Here is a 19,516-nt window from a genome sequence, read left to right as displayed (position 1 = left end):
CGAACACCGGAGGAACTTCTTGCACCACAGCCGCCTCTCGAACTTCGTCATCGACTGTCAGACGCAGGACCTGGACGCCGCGACCACCTTCTGGAGTCAGGCGCTCGGTCGCCCCGCGACGCCCGCGTCCCCGGACAGCCCCACGTATCGCGAGCTGGCCCCGCGCGGAGATGAACCCGGCCTGCTGCTCCAGCGCGTGGACCACCCCAGCCGCATCCACCTGGACATCGAGGCAGACGACCTGGACGCCGAGGTGGAGCGACTGGAAGCACTCGGCGCCAGGCGCATCGCGTACGTCAAGCGCTGGTGGGTGATGGAGGCGCCCACCGGTCACCGCTTCTGCGTCGTCCGCCCCCAGCACGGCCCCTTGGAAGGGCGCGCGAACGTGTGGGACGGAGAGGGCCGCTAGAGGGCATCGCGACACTCAGGGCCGAGTGGCCTCGCGGGGGACGCGGGCCTTCCTCGGCGGGACGGCCGCGGGGATGCGACCGCGTGGAGATTTCCGCCTCGGGCGCTTCGGGGTCGCCTCTCGCGAGGGCTCTCGCTCCGACTTCCGGTTGCGTGCGGATGCGGGCGCGGGCGTCGGGTTCAGCCAGAACATCCACCAGAGCATGTCATCCTCCCGTGCTGTCGAGCTGGCATCGAATAGCCTCGCGACCGCGCGCTCGCCACCGCGAGTGCATGCGGCGCCCCGCCCCATGACCGCCCCTCGTCGGCCTGGAACGTTCGCCTGACATGAGCCCCTCTGCTCCCCGTCGCCGCGGACCGCGCAAGCGCCCCGCCCTCATGGCCACGACGCTGGTGCTGGATGCGTCATCCGGCGCGCCGCTCCAACAGCAGCTCGTGCGCGCGCTGCACTCGGCCATCCTCGAGCGGCGGCTCGCTCCGGGCTCACGGCTGCCGTCCTCGCGCGCGCTCGCGGACGAGCTGGACCTGTCGCGCAACACGGTGATGAACGCCTACGCGCAGCTCCTCGCGGAGGGATACCTGGAGGGGCGCGCGGGCTCCGGCACCTACGTCGCCACCGAGCTGCCCGAGCGACTCCTCCACCGCGCCCGCGCCAGCCCGCGAGCACCGAGGGATCCGCGCGCGCCCGCGCTGTCTCGCCGGGGCAGCCACCTGGCGTCACTCACGCCACCCTTCGGACCCGAGTGGTCCCGCCCCATGCTGCGGGCCTTCCAGTTGGGCACGCCCGCGCTGGATGCCTTCCCCGGCGAGCTATGGGGACGGCTGCTGCACCGCCGCTGGCAGCGCTCGTGGCGCGACATGCTGGCCCACCGGGACGTGCGCGGCGCGCTGCCCTTACGTCGTGCCATCGCCAGCTACCTGGGCACCTCGCGTGGCGTGCGCTGCGTCCCGGAGCAGGTGCTCATCGTCAATGGTTCACAACAAGCCATCGGACTCGTGGCGCAGGTGCTGCTGGACCCGGGCGACGCCGTGTGGGTGGAAGACCCGGGCTACCTCGCGGCGCGCGGGGCACTGCAGGGCGCGGGCGCCACGCTCGTCCCCGTGCCGGTGGATGCGGAGGGCCTGGACGTGGAGGCCGCCACGCGGCTGCGCCCGGACGCGCGCCTCGCGGTGGTGACTCCCTCGAATCAATTTCCCCTCTGCGTGACGATGAGCCCCCAGCGCCGCGAGGCCCTGCTCGCGTGGGCCCGCCGCACGGACGCGTGGGTGTTCGAGGACGACTACGACAGCGAGTTTCGCTACGCAGGCAGGCCGCTGCCTTCGTTGCAGGGACTGGCGAGCGACTCGCGCGTCCTCTACTGCGGCACCTTCAGCAAGGTGCTCACCTCGTCGCTTCGATTGGGATACCTCGTGGTGCCCGAGTCCCTGGTGGACGCGTTCGCCGCGGCCCGGATGTATGCGGACGTGCAGTCCCCCACGTTGGAGCAGGCCGTCCTCACGGACTTCATCCAAGAGGGGCACTTCAGCCGCCACGTGCGCCGCATGCGCGTGCTCTACGCGAAGCGCCAGGCCCGGCTGGTGGAGGCAGCGCGGCGTGAGCTGAAGGGCGCCCTGGACGTGGCCCCATCGGACACGGGGCTGCACCTGGTGGGCTGGCTGCCCGAAGGCGCGGATGACCTCGCGGTCAGCGCCCGAGCCGCCGAGCGAGGTGTCCAGGCCCTCGGCCTGTCACAGTTCCGAACGGCCCCGCGGGGACGCCACGCGCTCTTGCTGGGCTATGCGTGCGTCCCGGAGCCAGAACTCGACATGGGCGTGCGGCGGTTGGCGGAAGCCCTCGACTGACACGGGCGGGGCGCGCAAGGTGGCCCCACGCCTTCGTGCACAAGTGGCTCTCGTGCGCGCGGCCGGTCGCCGTTACTCATCCGTTCGAGCGCGAGGGGCCCTTCCGGTCCCCGCCGAATCACGAGGACCCCATGGACCCCCGATTCCCCATCGACCAGCTCTCCCCCGGCGGATACCAGGCCATGCTCGCCCTGGAGAAGTACCTGCACTCCTGTGGGCTGGAGCAGCCGCTGCTCCACCTGCTCAAGCTGCGGGCTTCGCAGATCAACGGCTGCGCCTACTGCATCGACATGCACTGGAAGGACGCCCGCGCCCTGGGCGAGTCGGAGCAGCGTCTCTATGGGCTCGATGCGTGGCGGGAGGCCGCCTACTACACGGAGCGCGAGCGCGCGGCGCTGGCCTGGACCGAGGCCGTCACGCTCATCACCCAGGGCCACGCCTCGGATGCCGTCTACGCGGAGGCAAGCCGCCACTTCTCCGCGAAGGAGCTGTCCGACCTGACCTTCGTGGTGAGCACCATCAACGCGTGGAACCGGCTGGCCATCGCGGCCCGCTCGAAGGCGGGCCAGTACGTGTCGCACCTGGGAAAGAAGACGAGCTGAGCCGCCGCCGCGCGAGCGGTCTCAACTCCCCGGGGGCGTGCGAGGAAGGTCGGTGCCGAAGGCGGCCTGGAGCAGGTCCATCAGCCCAGGCCACGCCTCGGCGGACAGCCACAGTCCCTCGGGCGAGTGCTCCGCCGACATCGCCAGGGAGGAGGACTCGAAGAGCCGGGCCGCCAGCGCGCCCTCCTTCGGCAGCCTGCCTTCCACGCGCAGCACCTGGCCGTCCCAGCGGATGTTTGGCGGCAGCAGCTTGTCGGCCAGCGCGCGCACCGCCGCCTGGCCCGCGCTCGCGCGCAAGACGCCCATCACCAGCGCGGACGCGCCTCTCGATTCCTCCAGCTCCACCTTGCCCGGGGTGCGCAGCCACAGGGTGTAGCGGCCTTGTGCCAGCTCCACGCGCTCCGGCGTGGTCTGCACGCGCAGCTTCCAGCCCTTCACCGTCGCGCGGATGTCATAGACGCCGGGTGAGGAGATCCACTCGCGCAGCTCCAGCGACTTCACGCTCCGGAGCGCCTGCCGCGAGAGCGCCTCGACGCGCGCGTGCGACAACCGCACCCGCTTGCGGCTCACGTCCACTGTCACCTCGGACGACAGCGCCGAGGGCAGCTTCCGCACCCATTCGAGCGCGCCCTCCAGCAGCAGCGTCCCCAGTCCCTGCCCCACCATCGTGTTTCACTCCTTCATCGCCAGGGCCACGGCTTACTTCCAGGCGCGCTCGGAGAGGAAGTCACTCCAGCGCGCCAGGGCCTCGGCGAAGCGCGCGGGCGGCAGGCCGAAGCCCACTCGGAAGTGGCCCGGCCGACCGAACGTCTCGCCCGGGAGCACGAACACCTCGCGCGTCTCCACCAGCCGCCGGGACAGGTGTGCCGAGGCGACCGAGGCATCCCGCAGATAGGGGAACGCCACGAGCCCCCCCTGCGGCGGCACCCAGCCCAGCACGTCCGCGTGGCGCGCCATGAACGCGGTGAAGGCCGCGACGTTCTCCTTCACCCACGCGCGATACAGCCGCATCACCGGCTGCCAGTGGCGCAGCGCCTGCGTGGCCACGTAGTCGTTCATGGAGCAGAGCGTGTGCGTCGTGTAGTCCTTCAAGTCGCGACACGCATCGAGCAGCGACTTGGGGCCAATCATCCAGCCCACGCGCAAGCCCACGCAGCCCATGCACTTGATCATCGAGCCGATGGCCACCGTGCCGCCATCCGGCGTGTAGAGGCTGGGGATGAGCTGCGCCTCGTCATCGAGGGGGACGAAGCGGTAGTGCTCGTCCGCGAGCACCTCCGCGCCCACCTTGGACGCGAGGCGGCGGACCTCGGAGATCTCCGCGTCGGTGAGGCGCATGCCGGTGGGGTTCTGCGGGTTGTTCATCACCACCGTGCGCGTGTTCGCATCCACGAGCCGCTCGAGCGCGCCCAGGTCCAGGCGGAAGCCTTGCTCGACCTTCAGTGGCAGCTCGCGCACCTCGTAGCCCAGGTAGCGCGGCACCTCGGGGAGGCTCTGGAACGCGGGCGTGGGCACCACGACGTTGGCCCCGGGACGGTGGCGCACGTGCGAGTAGAGAAACAGCGCCTCGCTGGTGCCCGTGGTGACGAGCACGTCGTCCGGCTCCACGCCGTCATAGAGCGCCGCGATGGCCTCGCGCAGGGCTCGCGAGCCTCGGGTGTCCGCGTTGTCGAAGGACTGCCGCAGCAGCTCTTCGGGGGAGCCGCCGGTCGCCTCCAGCAGCTGCCCCACCGTCTGGTTGACCATGCCGCTCTCGGCCAGGTTGTAGCGAACGAACTGATACTGGATGAGCCAGGGCTCGATCTCGTGGAGCGCGATCTCCAAGGGGGCCTCGGGGGAGCAGGGGCGAGGCGGGCACTCTAACGCACCCCGTGCTAGCCTGGGCGGCGCCATATCCCCCGCACCACGGCTCTCCCCGGGTTCTCCCATGCTGGCTCGCGCTCCCGCTCCCCAGGCCCAGGACGACGACCTCTCCCTGGCCCTCCCCCGCTCCTTCTGGAAAGAGTTCGACAAGAACTACTTCGGCAAGAAGCCCACCGTCATCAAGCAGCCCTTCGCGCGTGGCTTCCCCACGTCGGACGAGGTGTTCGACGCGCTGGTGGCCGGCGCTCAGCACCTGCTGCGCGAGCAGAGCCTCGCCATCATGAAGGCGTTCCGGTTCTACCTGGAGCACGAGGATGGACCGGACGGAGTGGCCTACCACTCGATGCTCTTCCCTCTGACGCGGCGGCACTTGCCGCTGCCCGAGGACGAGAACTTCGAGGCGTACTACCACCGGCTCGACAAGTGGCTCGGGGGCAAGCGCTTCGGCATCGTCCTCAACAGCGGGCAGAGCTACAACTGGCGGCACTGGCTCCAGCTGCGCTCGTTCCTCCAGGGCATGTACGAGGGGCTCGGCATGCCGCTGTTCGGCGCCGACCCGGCCATCCTCTTCGGCAACTACCGCTTCACGCCGTTCGGCATCCACAAGGATGACCTGGCCGTCTTCAACTTCATCGTCCACGGGAAGAAGATCATCAGCCTCTGGCCGTTCGAGACGCTGGGCTCGCGCCCGGAGATGCCCAAGGATCCGGAGCTGCCGCTGCGCACCGCGTCCGTGCACCTGCTCGACAAGGCGGACGAGGACGCGATGCTCGCCAAGGCGTCCTTCATCGAGGGGGACCCGGGCGACATCCTCACGTGGCCCGTGACGTACTGGCACCGCGCCGAGCCCACCGAGGGCCTGAGCATCTGCATCTCGCTGGGCGTGGCGTACCGTCCGCCGGACTTCTTTGGCGTGGGTCCGCAGCCCCAGTGGCCGGGCATCCTGACGCCCAAGGAGCTGCCGAGCCGCGACGGCTGGCAGCTTCCCGACAGCGTGCGCGTCCCGCTGCGCCACGCGTCCAAGGCGAACACCGTGGTGGCCTCCGAGCGCGCGCTCACCGAGCACTGGGTGCGCTACGCCACGAACGGCGCCATGTCCGGCCCGCCTCCCGAGGACACGAACACGGTCCTGTCCGCGCAGGACTGGATTCAAGGGGGCGGCGGCTACCACTCACTGGTCGCCGTGCCGCTGCCGGATGGGGACGTGCTGGTGTCCGCCAACGGCCGCTCCACGGGCCTGAGCGTGTCTCCCGCCGTGCGCCGTCGCATCGAGTGGCTGGTGTCCACGCTCAATGGCCCCAAGGCGCAGCACGTGGAGGCGCTGGAGAGCCAGTTCTTCTCGCGGCTGCCCGCGCGGGGCTTCACGCGCAAGGCCTTCCTGGGACTGCTCAACGACATGGTGCGCTGGCGCGCCGTGCGGAAGGTGGCGCCCAAGAAGGGGCGCTGAGCCGCTCAGCTTCCGAGCAACGGCGGGAAGTGCAGCGACGGAGTGCCGCAGCCGTCCGCCGTGGGAAAGAAGGTCAGGTCCGCGCCCACGCCTCGCAGGGCGCGGAACGTTTCGAGGACGGAGAGGTCCAGCTCCACCGGCGCGAGCCGGCGGACTCGCACTCCGCCTCGGACCTCCCAGCCCGCCGCGACGAGGCCCACGGTCCCCGGCTTCGCCATGGTGGTGAACGTCTCCACGCGAGCCACCAGCTCCGTGTAGTCCGAGGGCAGCGCGTCGCCGCGCGGGACGATGTGGAGGTTCAGCGCCTCGGGAGAAGGAAGCTCGCCGGGCGCGCGCAGACCTCGGCCATTCGGCGCGCTTCCCAGGCGGGACGCGGTCGACGCTGAGTGCACGAAGCCCGTCAGCCGGCCCGCGTCCACGAGGCGCAGCAGCGAGGTCGGATGTCCCTCGTCATCCGTCGCGCGCGAGCGCGTGCCCAGCGGATGCGCGGGGTCATCCTCCACGGTCAGCACCGACGGGAACACCTTGCGCCCCACCGCGCGAGCGAGCGCCGGAGTCGCCGCGACGACGTCCCCGCGAAGGAGCCACGCCAGGCCCGCCACCAGCGGAGCAGCCACCGCCGGACGCAGCACGACGGGGAGCGATGGATCCACGGCTTCGGCCGGTCCCTCCAGCGCGGCCACGGCCTCGGCCAGTCGAGCACGCAGCGCGGGAAGGTTTGCTTCGCGCGTCGCGGGAACGGAGGAGAGCGCATCGACCACCGCGCCACGGGCCGTCTCGACGCGCACGAAGAAGTCCTCGCGCAAGCTCGAGTCGAGGCTGTGTGCACGGCCCTCACGCACGAGCGCGCACCACGACGACACCTGCGTGAGGACCGCCGCCTGGACCACGACGCCGGAAGGAACCACTTCCCGAACCGCTCGCGCCGTTCGCTCCGCGAGACCTTCGGAATGAAGACGCGGAGGTCCATGCGGAGCACTCACGTCCGCAGGGGACACCGGCACGTCTCGCGAAGAATCGTCGTGACCGGGAGGCACGACACCTGACGGGACAGCGTCCGCCACACGCGACGATGTGTTGTCCGAAGCATCGGCTACACCCGCAGGCCGCGATGACACATGCGGTGATGTACCGGGCGCGGACACCTCCCCAGCGCGCGACGATGCGCTGCGCGATGCCTCACGGGCATCCGCGGCATGCGCTGAAGCGCCGTGCATGGACCCATCCGAGGCGAGTGGCGAAGGAGATGCCGAAGCATCGAGTGCCAGCTTGAGGCGTCGCCACGGTTCGGCGGCCAGCACCAGGACTTGGCGCAAGTCGTGCGCCTCTCGCACGGGCATCGCGGCATGACCGCGGGCTTCGTCGCGCCCCACCCTCGCGGTCGCCAGGAGAGACTCTCCCGTGTTGAGGACGGGCGCTCCCGTGGCGGCCTCGTGCTCCACCGTCAGACGCCGCTCCGCGCGCAGGAACAGCTCCGCCTCCGCGCCCGCGTGCGCCCACGCGAGGTCCGCCAGCGCGTCGCGCGCGGCTCCGAGCACCTCTCCCAGGTCCACGCCCGCGCAGCGCTCGACGCCCGTGTCCTCTCGCGCCTCAAGGCTGTCCGGCATCCACGGCCTCCACGCTCGCTTTCGGCGCGACATCATGCCCCACGCCCCGCGCCCACGAGCCACGCGGATGGTAAGAATCCACCTCACCGGAGAAGGGAGCGCGGGCCTGAACTGGTTCGTCGAGCGGCGCGAGGAATCCGAGGTCGTCCACCAGCGCTCCGGCCTGCGCCCGGGCGCTCCCGTCCGCGACCGCGGTTGGTCCCAGTCCACTCCCGACGGCGCGGGCTGGCGCTGGGCCGAGCTGACCGAACACGCCTCGCTCCCGACCGCGTTCCCGGCGGAGGTCCACCACCAAGCCCGCGCCCTGCTCGAAGCCGAGCCCGCGCCTGTACACGTGGCCCCCGAGACCGAGGCCCTCGTGCGGCGACTCGTCGAGGTGGCTCGCGCAGCGGGCGCCGTGCACCTGGATGTCCTGCTGCGCGAGGTGGACCGCCGGACGCTCTGCGTGAATGAGACCCAGGCCGTGGAGAACCACCAGCGCCACGCCATCCTGGAGGTGAAGACCGTCCTCGATACCGGCGCGGACCTCTGGCGCTGCGCCGCATGGCCTGACCTGGCACATGCGCACGCGGACCTGCCTCGCCTGGAGGCCCAGGTGGAGGACATGGTCCGCCACCTCCGAGACAGCACCCCACCTGTTCCCTGCCCGACCGGAGCGTTCCCCGTCGTGTTTCCTCCAGGTGCGGCCTCGGGGTCCTTCTTCCATGAGGTGTGTGGCCATCCGCTCGAAGGAGACGTCGTCGCGCGCGGCGGCTCCTATCTGGCGAGCCGCTTGGGACAACGCGTGGCCGCGGAGCATGTGTCCGTCTCCGATGACCCGACGGATGGCAACGGCGCGCTGGGCTTCACCTGGGACGATGAGGGCCACGCGGCACGAGTCGTTCCGCTGCTGCGCGCGGGCATCGTGGGCACACCGCTCTTCGATGCACGCAGCGCCTGCGCGCTAGGACATGCGCCCAACGGCCATGGCCGGCGCGTCAGCTTCCGTCACGCGCCCTTGCCTCGCATGGCGCACACGCGCGTGGAGCCGCACGCGGGAGACCTGGACTCGCTCCTCGCGGACGTTGGCCACGGGCTGCTCGTGCAGCACCTCAACCCGCGCCACATGAACATGCTGACCGGCGACTTCAGCTTCTACATGGTGGAGGCGCGCGAGATTCGTGACGGGAGACCGGGCCGTCGCGTGAGCCCGGGCATCCTGCGCGGAAACGGCCTGGAGGCGCTCGCGGCCATCGACGCGGTGGGCGCGGACTCGCGCAACCTCTTCGCCACCCGAGGCTGCCGGAAGCTGGACCACGGCCCGCTGCCCGTGTCGTTCGGGCAGCCCACCGTGCGCTTCCGTCAGCTCACCGTTCAGCCCTGGCGCTAAAGCCCTACGGAGGGAAGCACAGGAAGCTGAAGTCCGGCGGCAGCTCTTCCTCCGCGAAGGGGTCTTCCTTCTCCGGGCCCGTCTCCGAGCTGGCCAACAGCCGCGTGAACGACAGCCCCGGAGGCAGTCCGGGCATGTTCAGCGGAGACACGGACCAAGGGCGTCCATCCGGCTTGTTCGTGATGGTGTCCACGAAGGACACCTTCACCGGGCCCGCCACGTTGGGCGGCACCACGAGCGCGTAGTAGCCCAGGCTGCTCACCCCGTTGCGCTTGGCCGTGAAGCCCATCGCGGACTGCCCGGGCGCGCCCGTGGGCGGCGCCCAATCCAACGCGTACAGCGAGCCCCTGTTGGTCTCGGCGGCAATGTCGCCGCTCGGGTACATGAACAGGTCCAGCACCGGGCTGGGCGAGTACACCCAGATGAGCGCGACGGCTCGGCCGCTGGAGGGGTCCGCCAGGCTGGCCGGCGTGACCGCCGTGCCCGTCTCGGTGGAGAGCGTCTTCGACAGCGCGCCCAGCGCGCCCGCGTCTCCCACGAGCGTCGCCATCTGGATCATGCACTGCGTGCCAGTGGGCGCCAGGGGCCGCAGGGTGACCGTGGGGAAGTACGTGGCCGCGGGGATGGGGAGGAAGCCCGCCTCCGCGGGGAAGATGTCGCTGGCGCCGATGGTCATCTCGGGCGTGGACTCGGCCTGCATGAGGTAGACCATGGAGGCATCGGGCGAGATGCCCTTCTCGGTCTGCCACTGGCCCCACGGCGCCATCGCGGGAGAGCTGGTGTCAGCCACCGCCCCCGTGGCGTCCACGAGGTGAACCTTGGCGCCCCAGGCGCTGGCGCGCATGACGGTGGGCATGCCGTACAGCAGGGCGGGAGGAGGCGGCTCCTCCGTCGGGTCGTCCGGGTTCTTCGGCCACGTCGCGAACGAGAAGAAGAGGGCCTCGGGGTCGAACACCACGCCCGAGACGTTCGTCTTGCGCACGGCCAGATCCGCATACGGCGCGGTGTTGCCGGGCGGCGGCGTGGTGGGGGCATCGGAGGCCGCGCAGCCCGCGAGGAGCGCGGAGCAGACGGCGGCATGGGCGAAGGAAGTGCGTCGCTTCATGGCGGTCCTCGAAGGCTCAGCGAGCCGGCAGGATGTGCTCGGCCGGGGGCGTGGTGACGTGGCAGGCCTGGGCGCAGTTGCCGTAGCCATTGGGCGTATTGGTGACGGGCTGGAACTGGAGGTCGAAGTACTCCGTGCCGTGCGACTGACCGTGGCAGCCGTTGCAGGCCATGATGCTGGGGAACAGCGCGCTCTCCCGCGTCAGGTGGCACACCGTGCAGTCACCCTTGTTCTGGTTGTACTTGCGCGACCCCATGTGGATGCGGTGGATGCTGTCCGGCAGGTAGCCCACGCTCTCATCCAGGTGGCAGGTCTTGCACGCCTCCACGTGGTCCACTGACAGGCCGTGGTGGATGTTCGTCAGCGAGTTCACCCCGTTGTGGCAGAGCTGGCAGTTGCCGACGCGGCCCGGGTACGTGGTGGGCTGCGCCTGCCCGACCTGGAAGAAGAACGGATCCAACCGAGCCAGCCGCTCCCCCAGGAACGAGCGGTGTCCCTTGAGGAAGATGGCGTAGGTGCCGGGCTTGGCATCAGGCGGGAGCTGGACCCCGTAGCGCGTGGAGGGCTCCGCGTCGCCACCACCGGCGACCTTGTTCACGCCCGCGGGCAGGTAGAACTGCGGCTCGCCACGCGGGAACGCGAAGTAAGGCAGCTTCAGCTCTCCGTGCACGACCTTGATGTCCTGGAGCGGGCCCACGACCTTGTAGCCGGACTCGGAGGCGCTCGCGTCGCGGTAGCTCAGGAGCATGGCGTCGTTGAAGTACGACAGGCCGTTGGACTCGGAGGCGATGTAGCTGTTGTAGCTGGGCATGCGATCGCGCGCGTGCAGGCCATTGCCGTCACCATCCTGCAGCGACACGGCGAACTCGACGGTCTCACCCGGCTGGTAGAACTGCCCGTTGGTGGGCCGCTGCAACCGCACGGACTGCGTCAGGCCAAAGCCACACGCGACCCGCTCCGTCGTGGACATCCCGTTGGCGTCGAGCTTGTAGCAGGTCGCCTCGCGGTCCTTGTTCGCGACGAAGGTGACTGGAGACAGGAACGGCTTGTTGGGCAGCAGGCTCCAGGTCACCCGGATGAAGCCCTCTCCCGCCTGCTCCGGCATGCGGAAGGACTTGAACGGGTTGGTGGAGTTGACGAACGACGCCTTGATGATCGTCTTGTACGACGGCGCGTCCGGCCCGGCCTGATGAGGAACCGGGTCCCCCGGCGACAGCGGACGCGACAGACCGCCCACCGTCCAGCTCGCGCGCGTGCGCCCCGTCACCGGGCTCTCCGACAGGAAGTCGGTGCGCTTGTACGTCACCGAGGCGCGCACGGTGTTGGAGGCGTCCAGCACCTCCACGAGGAAGGTGTCATCCAGGGACACCATCCACGCGGCGTTCTCGTAGAAGGTCTCGCGGATGAAGACCGAGCCACCGTCGTTGCGCCACGTGTCGTGGCCGATGGTGACGCCGGACCAGTCCAGGTCCTTGAAGCGCGACATCTTCCGCATCCACACGGAAGGCGCGTGCCGGTCATTGAAGTCGTTGGGGACGTCCTTCACCAGGTCGCCGAACACGGCGTCCACCGCGGTGAACTCACGCAGGAAGTAGGTCTCTCCGGCCACCACGCGGAAGCGCGCGGTGGGCTCGGCGGGCTTGCCCAGCGGGATGCCCGAGTTGAGGGGCGCGCACGTAGCCGGGTAGTCCGGCAGGTCCAGCGACCCGCGCGACACCGCCTCGCCGTTGGGCAACATGGCGCAGCCGTTGAAATACAGCAGCGACAGCGAGATGGCTCCAGAGGCGGAGCTGGAATAGGGGTCGAAGGCCCTCGCGCCGCGTCCGCGGGTCCCTTCGACATCGGAGGTCTTGAGGACGTCGCAGCTGGCGGTCAGCACCAGCAAAGCGAAGAGCAGGCTCTTGTGGGGAGAGGTCATGAGGGCATGCGCCGCGCCTGCCACCCAGGGAGGGGGGTGGCGAGGCAGTGAGTCGAAGCTCGGTCGCTCACTCTACTGGTTGCTTTCCTTAGAAGCCAAGAAGGTCACTTCGCGGAAGGCGCGGGGGTGACGGCGGCGGGCACGGTGCGCAGGTAGCGGTACACGGCGCGGAGGTCCGGCTCGGTCATTCCCGCCAGGAAGATCCAGGGCATGGCCAGCTTGTTGGGGTGCCCGCGGACACTCGCCGCCGGGGCCACGTCCCGGAAGGCGGCGAAGCGGGCCACGAACCGCTCCGCGTCGAGCGAGCCCAGCCCCGTGGCATGCGGGGTGAGGTTGGCGACCACCTCGGGGCCAAACGGGGTGGACACGGGCCGGCCGCCCACGAACGGGGTCGCGGCGTCATCCACGCCCGCGTGACACGCGGTGCACTGCGCCAGGTTGGCCAGATAGCGCCCCTGCGAAACGGGGTCCGCGGCGGGCTCGGCGACCGGCGCCTTCTGGGGCGCGGCGAGGCCCTGGTACTCGGCATACATCTCGGCGGGCAGCTCCGAGCGAGGCACCGTGTGCGTCGAGGGTGGCACGGTGCGCAGCCACGCAATCACGGCGCGCGCGTCCGCGTCGGACAGCTCGCGGTAGAGGAGGAACGGCATGAGCGGGAACAGCGTCTTGCCATCCCGGCCCGTGCCATCGCGCAGCGCACGCAGCAGCTCCTCGTCCGTCCACTTCCCCAGGCCGTGCTCCGGATCCGAGGTGAGGTTGGGAGCACAGACGCGGCCGGGCATCTCCCAGCCCTCTCCCCAGCATGCGCCCGCCAGGGGCGCGCCCGTCACCGGGCCGCCATAGCGAGTCCAATCCCGCTCGCTGTGACAGGAGCCACAGGCCAGCACGTGCTCACCCAGGTAGCGCCCGCGCTCCACCTGGCGCGAGGCCACGGAGTCAGGCCCCGCCTTCGCGGGAGCGGCCGTGGCCGCTGCGGCCGGAGCGGCAGCGGCAGGCGCGGGCGGGCTCGCCGGGGCATCGCGACGACACGCGGACAGCAGGAGCAGGAGGGGGAGCCAGGAGTGCTTCACCGGGGAGATCCTTCTGGGGCGAAGCGCGTCACGCGGGACGCGCTTCTGGGGAGACACGTCACTCGGGCGCGGGGCCGTCCACGGGCTGGCCGGTGCGCAGAGCGATGATGGCGCGACGGTACTCGATGGGGAGCCGGTCCGCGCGCGTGTGCAGCTCGCTGGAGAAGTCGATGGGATGCGCCTTGGGGCGCACCCCCTCCAGCACGCGGCGGTCCTGCTCCAGGATGGCCAGCTCGCTCTTCACGAACAGCTCCGGGAAGTGGTTGCGCAGCCGCGGGTGGTAGCTGGAGAAGTAGAAGCCCACCATCTTGTCCTCGGCGATGGGCGAGGCGACGGCGTACACCGTGTGCACGTAGAAGAGCGTGGGCTTGAAGGCCAGCCGCGCGGCGAACGGCAGCGTCACGTCATACGTCAGCGTGGTGCGGTCCACCTTGGGCGGCGCGCCCTCCATGGGTGGCGCCAGCGCGGGGTACACGATGCGTGTGCGCAGTCCGCCCTCGGGAGTTCGCTCCACGTCGTAGGGCGGCACCTCTTGCACCTCGGGGTTGCCGAAGGTGCCGCGATGCACCCAGCCCAGGTGCGCGACGTCGAGGATGATCTCCACCAACCGGCCCGCGGAGACGTCCCACTCCAGCCGAGGCAACGGCACCGTGGCCACGCTGCCGTCTTCCAGCTCGGGCCACTCGGGCAGCGGCGCCTTGGGCGTGGGCGACAAGCACACCCAGACGAGGCCGTAGCGCTCGGTGGCCTTGAAGGCGGGGATGCACGCCTTGGGAGAGATGGGCGCCGAGGGCTGGGACGGCACGCGCACACAGCGGCCATCCACGCCGTAGGTCCATCCATGAAAACCACAGCGCACACCTTCGGGGGTCACCTCGCCCGCGGCGAGGTCCGCGCCTCGGTGGGCACACCGGCGATGCGTGGCCGCCACGCCCGCGCTCGTGCGCCAGAGCACCAGGTCGGTCTCCAGCAACCGCGCGGGGAGAGGGCGGTCGGTCAGCTCATGCGAATACGCGACGGGGTGCCAGTACGGCGCGAAGTCCCCGACGTAGGTGCCTGGAATGCTCACGCGAGCGCGAGCGGAGCAATCTTGCTTTCGATCTCCTCGAGGAGGAAGTCGATCTCCTCGATCTCATCGAGCTTCTCCGGAGCGGCGGAGAGCGCGGCGGGAGCAGCCTCAGCGGACACCGGCTGCGTGGACTGCTCGGACTGCGACTGCACCGTGTCTTCCGCGGCCATGGAGCCTCCTGACGAATGCTGCTCGCGAATGCTGGGAGTCGGGATGCTCACGGCAGGATGGGGCCGGTGTCAATGCACGACCTGTGACGCCGCGCGGCTTGGCCGACCTCTGCCGTCACCCGTTCGAGTCGTATACGCTCGGGCTTCTCCCCGATGACCACCTCTCCCTTCGCTCTCGCCACGGTCGCGCTCACCCTGCTCTGCGGCGGCCTCGCGCGTGCCGAGCCGTGGAGTGGAGCGACACCCGGAACAACCACCCTCCCCCAAGTCCTTCAGTCGTTCGGTTCCCCCAGTCAACGAACGGAACGAGGCGGAGAGGTGGAGCTCACGTATCAGCGCAAATCGGCGCCCCCCGGGGCTCGTCGGGTGCGCTTCCGCTTCACGGGCTCCGAGCGCGCCCTGAGCGCCATCGAGGTGCTGCCCGCTCGCGCCATGAAGCGCGCGGCCATCGAGGCCCTCTATGGTCCTGCCTGTGACGATGCCGCTCCGGATGCTCCATCTTGCTTCGAGCAAGAGCCCGCCCCCGGACGACTGATCCGGCTGAGCTATCGCGCCCGAGGACTCTCCGTCCTGCTCGACCGGGCGCAGCGCGTCCGCGCATTGGAGTTCCTCGCGGCCCCCACCGCGTCGCGGCCTCCTCCCGAGGCGACGCCTGTCCCCGCCAAGGACGTCGCACCCGCGCCGGCAGCTGTCGTACCGGACACTGCGTTGGCTTCGAGCGAGGGGCTGGCTCCCGCCGTCGTGGAGGATGCACCACAGACGGGCTCGCCCGTGCCGAGTCCTGCCGCGCCCGTCGCCGCGCCACCTCCGGCCCAGGACGGAGCGGGAGACTCGGTCATCCGCGGATGGCAGGGCCCCGTGGAGGAGAGCGGCGACAGCGACTGGACGCAGCGGATGCCCACCAAGCCCGCACTCGCGCTGGGAGGGGCGCTCTACCAGCGCGCGGAAGTGGTGGGAGTTCGCACCGACGGGACCACGTCGTTCGAGCCTTCGTTCCCCACGCTCGTGGACCTCTACCTGGACGCGACCGCGTCTCAGCGCGTGCGTGGATACATGCTGGGGCGACTCGGGTTCGATCCGCTCGACACGCGGCACACGCGCCCGGAGGTGTTGCTGGGGCAGCTCTGGCTCAAGTTCGACGTCGCACGCACCCTCTACGTCACCGCGGGGCGACAGGAGGTTCGCTGGGGCAGCTCGCAGGTGTGGCGCCCCACGGACTTCCTCCAGCCTCCCAATCCGGATCCGCTCAGCAACCTGGACCTCCGCACGGGCGTGGACATGGTGAAGCTGTCACTCCCCTGGGAGTCCATGGCCGCCAACCTGTCGCTCATCGGCACCGCGGAGATGGCGGGCACGACCGACGAGGACCGGACGGTGCGCTACGGCGGCGCGGTGCGTGCCGAAATGGCCGTGGGTCCCGGAGAGCTCATCGCCACGGCCGCGTTCCATGAGCAGCGGCGTCCTCGCTATGGCCTGGACCTGTCGGTTGGCGCGGGCATCTTCGACTTCAACACGGAGCTGGCGCTCGTGCGCGACAGCCCGACGCGCCTGTGGCAGCGCACCACCGATGGCTTCGTGGAGCGCCAGCTCGACGGGCCGAAGCTCCTGGCCAGCGCGGGGGTGTCCGCGCAGGTCGTCTTCGCGGATGTGTACCGCGCCATCCTGAGGGTGGAGGGCTTCTCCAATCCGCTCGGCTACGACGACCGAGCCTATCTCCCGTGGCTCAACGCGCAGGGTGACTACCAGTCGCTCTACTTCGGGCGCTACTACGCCATGGGGCAGCTCAACATCGCGCGCCGCAGCCGCACCACGCCCACGGTCATCTTCACCACCCTGGCGAACCTGCAGGATGTCTCATTCATGTCTCGGCTCGACTTCCAGGCCTCACCGTTCGACGTGCTGGAGATCGCCGTCCGCGCCTTTGTCGAAGTTCCCTACGGCGACAAGGGCAGCGAGTTCCGCTTCGAGCAGACGTCCTCGGATCCCGCCGCGAGCAGCTCGGGGCTGGGCGTCTTTCGCGCGGGCGTGAGCCTCTTCATGCGCATCTAGTCCGCAGTGCCCTCGGCGTGCCCCCACCGCCGCGCCCCTGCTCCTCCGCAACCTCCCGGCCCCTGACTCTCCCCCGGACATGACCTCCCCTTCCGACCTCGACTCCCTGGACCCGGCGGCGAAGCGCGCCTTGCTTCAGCAACTCCTGGGACGCAAATCCCCTCGGGCCAACAGCGCGGAAGCGCCGCGCGCAGTGGGCCCCATGCGCCGCCCGTCCGGTGCGCCCGCCGTCCTCTCGCCCGCGCAGGAGCGCATGTGGTTCCTGCACCAGCTCCGGCCGGGCACCGCGACGTACGTCGTGCCCTGGGCCGCCGAGCTGCGTGGCCCGGTGGACCTCGAACCACTCGACACGGCCCTGCGGCTGCTGCTGGAACGTCACGCCGCGCTGCGCTCCCGATTCCCCGAGGATGGGGGTCGCCCTCGCCTCGACTTCCTCCCCGTGCCCGCGCGGGCGCTGGACGTGGAGGACGTGCCAGACACGGGTGATGCGAATCCGTGGGCCGGGCGCCTGAAGGAAGAGGCGTCGCGGCCGTTCGACCTGGAGCACGGGCCGCTGTATCGCTTCCGCCTGCTGCGCGCGCCGAGCCAGCGACACATGCTGGTGCTGGCGTTCCATCACCTCGTCACGGATGGCGCGTCCATCAACGTGCTGATGCGTGAGCTGGCGTCGCTCCTCGCGATGCTCGCGCGAGGTGAGGCGCCGTCGCTGACGCCCCTGCCGCTGGAGCTGGCGGATGTCTCCGCGTGGCAGCGCACGCCCGCCGCATCGGAGCGCGAGCCGGAGCTGCTCGCGTACTGGAAGCGTCGCCTCGATGGCGCGCCTCAACACCTGGACCTCGCCACCGACCTGCCGCGCCCCGCGCAGCGCTCGGACCGAGGCGCGCTGACCGAGCGGCTCACGCTGTCCCCCGCGCTCGTCGAGTCGCTGCGCGCGTTCAGCCGAGAGCAGCAGGTGTCGCCGTTCATGACGGCCCAGGCCGCGTTCGCCGCGCTGATGTATCGCTACACGCGGCAGGACGACTTCTGCGTCGGCACGCCCGTGTCCGGACGCCCGCACCCGTCCACCGAGGGACTGGTGGGCCTGTTCGTCAACACGGTGGTGCTGCGCACGCAGGTGTCTCCGTCGGATGACTTCGCGGCCCTGCTCGGGCGCACGCGCACCACCACGCTGGAAGCACTGGCCCATCAAGAGCTTCCCTTCGACAGGCTGGTGCAGGCGCTGGGCGTGGAGCGCAGCCTCAGTCACTCGCCGCTGTTCCAGGTGATGTTCGACCTGTACCAGGTGGAGCACTCGCTCGCGGGCGCCTTTCCTGGCGCGCGCGATGTGCCGCTCGACACGGGTGCCTGCGAGTTCGACCTCCACCTGACGCTCATCGAGAGCGCCACCGGCTTCGAGCTGTACGCCCGCTACAGCACCGACCTGTTCCAAGCCCACACGGTGAGGAGGCTCCTGGGGCACTACCTCCAGTTGCTCGGTCATGCGCTGCGCGCGCCGCACACGCGACTGGACTCGCTGACGCTGCTGCCTCCCGAAGAGCGCGCGCAGGTGCTCCTGGACGCGAGTCCGCCACGGCAGCCGTTCCCGTTGTCGTCCGTCTTCCCCGAGCACTTCGACGCGCAGGTCGCGCGCACGCCTGAAGCCGTGGCGCTGACGACGCCCGAGGGCGCGCGGTGGACCTACGCCGCGCTGGCGGCGGACACGCGTCGCGCGGCGCGGCGGATGGTGGCCCAAGGCGTGGGACCGGACGTCATCGTCGGCGTGCTGGGACAGCGCTCCGAGGCCACCGTGCGCGCGCTGCTCGCCGTGCACCAGGCCGGTGGCGCCTACCTGCCCCTGGATGCGCGGCTGCCTCCGGAGCGACTCGCGACGTTGCTGACGGAGAGCCGTGCGCCCTTCGTGCTGGCGCTCGGTGCATCGGGCTCGGTGCTGGAGGAGGTCCTCGCGCGATTGCCCGAGGCGTCACGTCCTCGCGTCCTGACGCTGGACGGCGCGGAAGTCGAGAGCACCGCGCCGCTGCCTCCTCGCGCGACACCGGACACGCTGGCCTACGTGTTGTTCACGTCCGGCTCCACGGGCACGCCCAAGGGCGTGATGATTCCGCACCGGGGCATGCTCAACCACCTGTTGGGCATGCGCGCGGCGCTCGACCTGGGGCCCAGCGATGTCGTCGCGCAGATCGCCGCGCTCAGCTTCGACATCTCCATCTGGCAGATGCTGGGTGCGCTCGTGGGCGGCGGCTCCACGCACCTCATCGACGACGACACCGTGCGAGACGCGCCCCGGTTGGCGCGCGCGCTGGAGGAGGGCCGGGCCACCGTCATGGAGATGGTGCCCTCGGTGCTCCAGAACATCCTCGATGGCGCGGCACCTGACGCCGCGTTCCCAGACATGCGCTGGGTGGTGCTGGGTGGAGAGCCCGTCCCGCCCGCGCTCTGCCGGACGTGGATGGCGCGCTGCCCGGCGTGCCGTGTGGCGGACGCCTATGGGCCGACGGAGAGCTCGGACATCGCGAGCTTGCACTTCGTGCAGACGCCGCCCACCGGCACCTTCACGCCCATTGGCCGGCCCAAGGCCAACATGGAGGTGTACGTGCTGGACGAGGCGCTCCAGCCCGTCCCGCGCGGCGTCCCAGGCGAGCTGTACCTGGGCGGACTGGGCGTGGCCCGAGGCTACGTGGGCCGGCCCGACCTCACCGCCGAGCGCTTCGTGCCCCATCCCTTCAGCGCCGAGCCGGGAGCCCGCCTGTATCGCTCGGGTGACTTGGGGCGATGGCTGCCGGAGGGAGTCCTCCAGTTCGTCGCGCGCGCCGACCTTCAGGTGAAGGTGCGCGGCGTGCGCATCGAGCTGGGTGAAGTGGAGGCCGCGCTCGCGTCACTCCCCGGCGTCCGCCACGCCGCCGTCACGGTGCAGCGCCGCGCGGTGGATGACGCGTGGCTCGTGGCGTGGGTGGTACCAAGCAGCGCCGACGTGCGCATCGAGGACCTTCAGCACGCCCT

General features: G+C 70.5%; 14 protein-coding genes and 1 pseudogene. 7 read left to right on the top strand and 8 right to left on the bottom strand.

Translation table 11 applies throughout. The features are described from left to right. The first annotated feature begins 19 nt into the window (after positions 1-19). From JGU66_26670 to JGU66_26660, 3 genes are all read left to right on the top strand, one after another. Positions 20-409, top strand: coding sequence for a VOC family protein (locus tag JGU66_26670; protein ID MBJ6764371.1), 390 nt, complete (start codon positions 20-22; stop codon positions 407-409). A gap of 326 nt (positions 410-735) precedes the next feature. Then, positions 736-2,250 carry a PLP-dependent aminotransferase family protein gene (locus JGU66_26665; GenBank protein MBJ6764370.1) on the top strand — a complete coding sequence of 505 codons (1,515 nt, stop codon included), beginning with the start codon at positions 736-738 and terminating at the stop codon, positions 2,248-2,250. A 131-nt stretch (positions 2,251-2,381) separates the two neighbouring features. After that, positions 2,382-2,852 carry a carboxymuconolactone decarboxylase family protein gene (locus JGU66_26660; protein MBJ6764369.1) on the top strand — a complete coding sequence of 157 codons (471 nt, stop codon included), beginning with the start codon at positions 2,382-2,384 and terminating at the stop codon, positions 2,850-2,852. A gap of 21 nt (positions 2,853-2,873) precedes the next feature. On the opposite strand, the gene JGU66_26655 is transcribed toward JGU66_26660, so the two are convergent. Together JGU66_26655 and JGU66_26650 are read right to left on the bottom strand one after the other, a co-directional pair. Continuing rightward, positions 2,874-3,518, bottom strand: coding sequence for a hypothetical protein (locus JGU66_26655; protein ID MBJ6764368.1), 645 nt, complete (start codon positions 3,516-3,518; stop codon positions 2,874-2,876). 33 nt (positions 3,519-3,551) lie between these two features. Continuing rightward, positions 3,552-4,676: an aminotransferase class I/II-fold pyridoxal phosphate-dependent enzyme gene (locus JGU66_26650; GenBank protein ID MBJ6764367.1), complete on the bottom strand. Its 1,125-nt coding sequence runs from the start codon at positions 4,674-4,676 to the stop codon at positions 3,552-3,554. Between the two features lie 103 nt (positions 4,677-4,779). On the opposite strand from JGU66_26650, the gene JGU66_26645 reads away from it, so the two are divergent. Continuing rightward, positions 4,780-6,162, top strand: a complete 1,383-nt coding sequence (locus tag JGU66_26645) for a hypothetical protein (GenBank protein ID MBJ6764366.1) — start codon at positions 4,780-4,782, stop codon at positions 6,160-6,162. 5 nt (positions 6,163-6,167) lie between these two features. Here JGU66_26645 and JGU66_26640 read toward each other — a convergent pair whose 3' ends face one another. Further along, a complete protein-coding gene (locus tag JGU66_26640; protein MBJ6764365.1) occupies positions 6,168-7,502 on the bottom strand; it encodes a TldD/PmbA family protein in 1,335 nt (444 codons plus the stop codon). Positions 7,503-7,836: 334 nt separating this feature from the next. Between JGU66_26640 and JGU66_26635 the strand changes: the two genes are divergently transcribed. Next, positions 7,837-9,138: a TldD/PmbA family protein gene (locus JGU66_26635; protein MBJ6764364.1), complete on the top strand. Its 1,302-nt coding sequence runs from the start codon at positions 7,837-7,839 to the stop codon at positions 9,136-9,138. A 4-nt stretch (positions 9,139-9,142) separates the two neighbouring features. Here the strand turns inward: JGU66_26635 and JGU66_26630 are convergent, their stop codons facing one another. From JGU66_26630 to JGU66_26610, 5 genes are all read right to left on the bottom strand, one after another. Then, entirely contained in the window at positions 9,143-10,243 is a 1,101-nt protein-coding gene (locus JGU66_26630) for a hypothetical protein (GenBank protein MBJ6764363.1), read from the bottom strand. A 16-nt stretch (positions 10,244-10,259) separates the two neighbouring features. Continuing rightward, on the bottom strand, positions 10,260-12,161 hold the full coding sequence (locus tag JGU66_26625) for a hypothetical protein (GenBank protein ID MBJ6764362.1): 1,902 nt from the start codon (positions 12,159-12,161) through the stop codon (positions 10,260-10,262). Positions 12,162-12,265: 104 nt separating this feature from the next. Beyond that, the gene (locus JGU66_26620; protein MBJ6764361.1) at positions 12,266-13,231 is read right to left on the bottom strand and encodes a cytochrome c; all 966 of its coding nucleotides are present in this window, start codon (positions 13,229-13,231) and stop codon (positions 12,266-12,268) included. Positions 13,232-13,289: 58 nt separating this feature from the next. Next, positions 13,290-14,294: an aromatic ring-hydroxylating dioxygenase subunit alpha gene (locus JGU66_26615; protein MBJ6764360.1), complete on the bottom strand. Its 1,005-nt coding sequence runs from the start codon at positions 14,292-14,294 to the stop codon at positions 13,290-13,292. 2 nt (positions 14,295-14,296) lie between these two features. Beyond that, complete coding sequence (locus JGU66_26610; protein ID MBJ6764359.1) at positions 14,297-14,470, bottom strand: Xan family putative trans-acting RiPP leader peptide; 174 nt, start codon at positions 14,468-14,470, stop codon at positions 14,297-14,299. Between the two features lie 109 nt (positions 14,471-14,579). Between JGU66_26610 and JGU66_26605 the strand changes: the two are divergent. Next, positions 14,580-16,519, top strand: a pseudogene (locus tag JGU66_26605) (hypothetical protein). Positions 16,520-16,598: 79 nt separating this feature from the next. Further along, positions 16,599-19,516, top strand: a 2,918-nt coding sequence (locus tag JGU66_26600; protein ID MBJ6764358.1) for an amino acid adenylation domain-containing protein, incomplete at its 3' end; no start/stop codon positions are given.

The organism is Myxococcaceae bacterium JPH2 (assembly GCA_016458225.1).
GTDB lineage: Bacteria > Myxococcota > Myxococcia > Myxococcales > Myxococcaceae > Citreicoccus.
The sequence above is the reverse complement of the archived record's forward strand: the minus strand, read 5'-3'. Positions and strand labels throughout refer to the sequence as shown.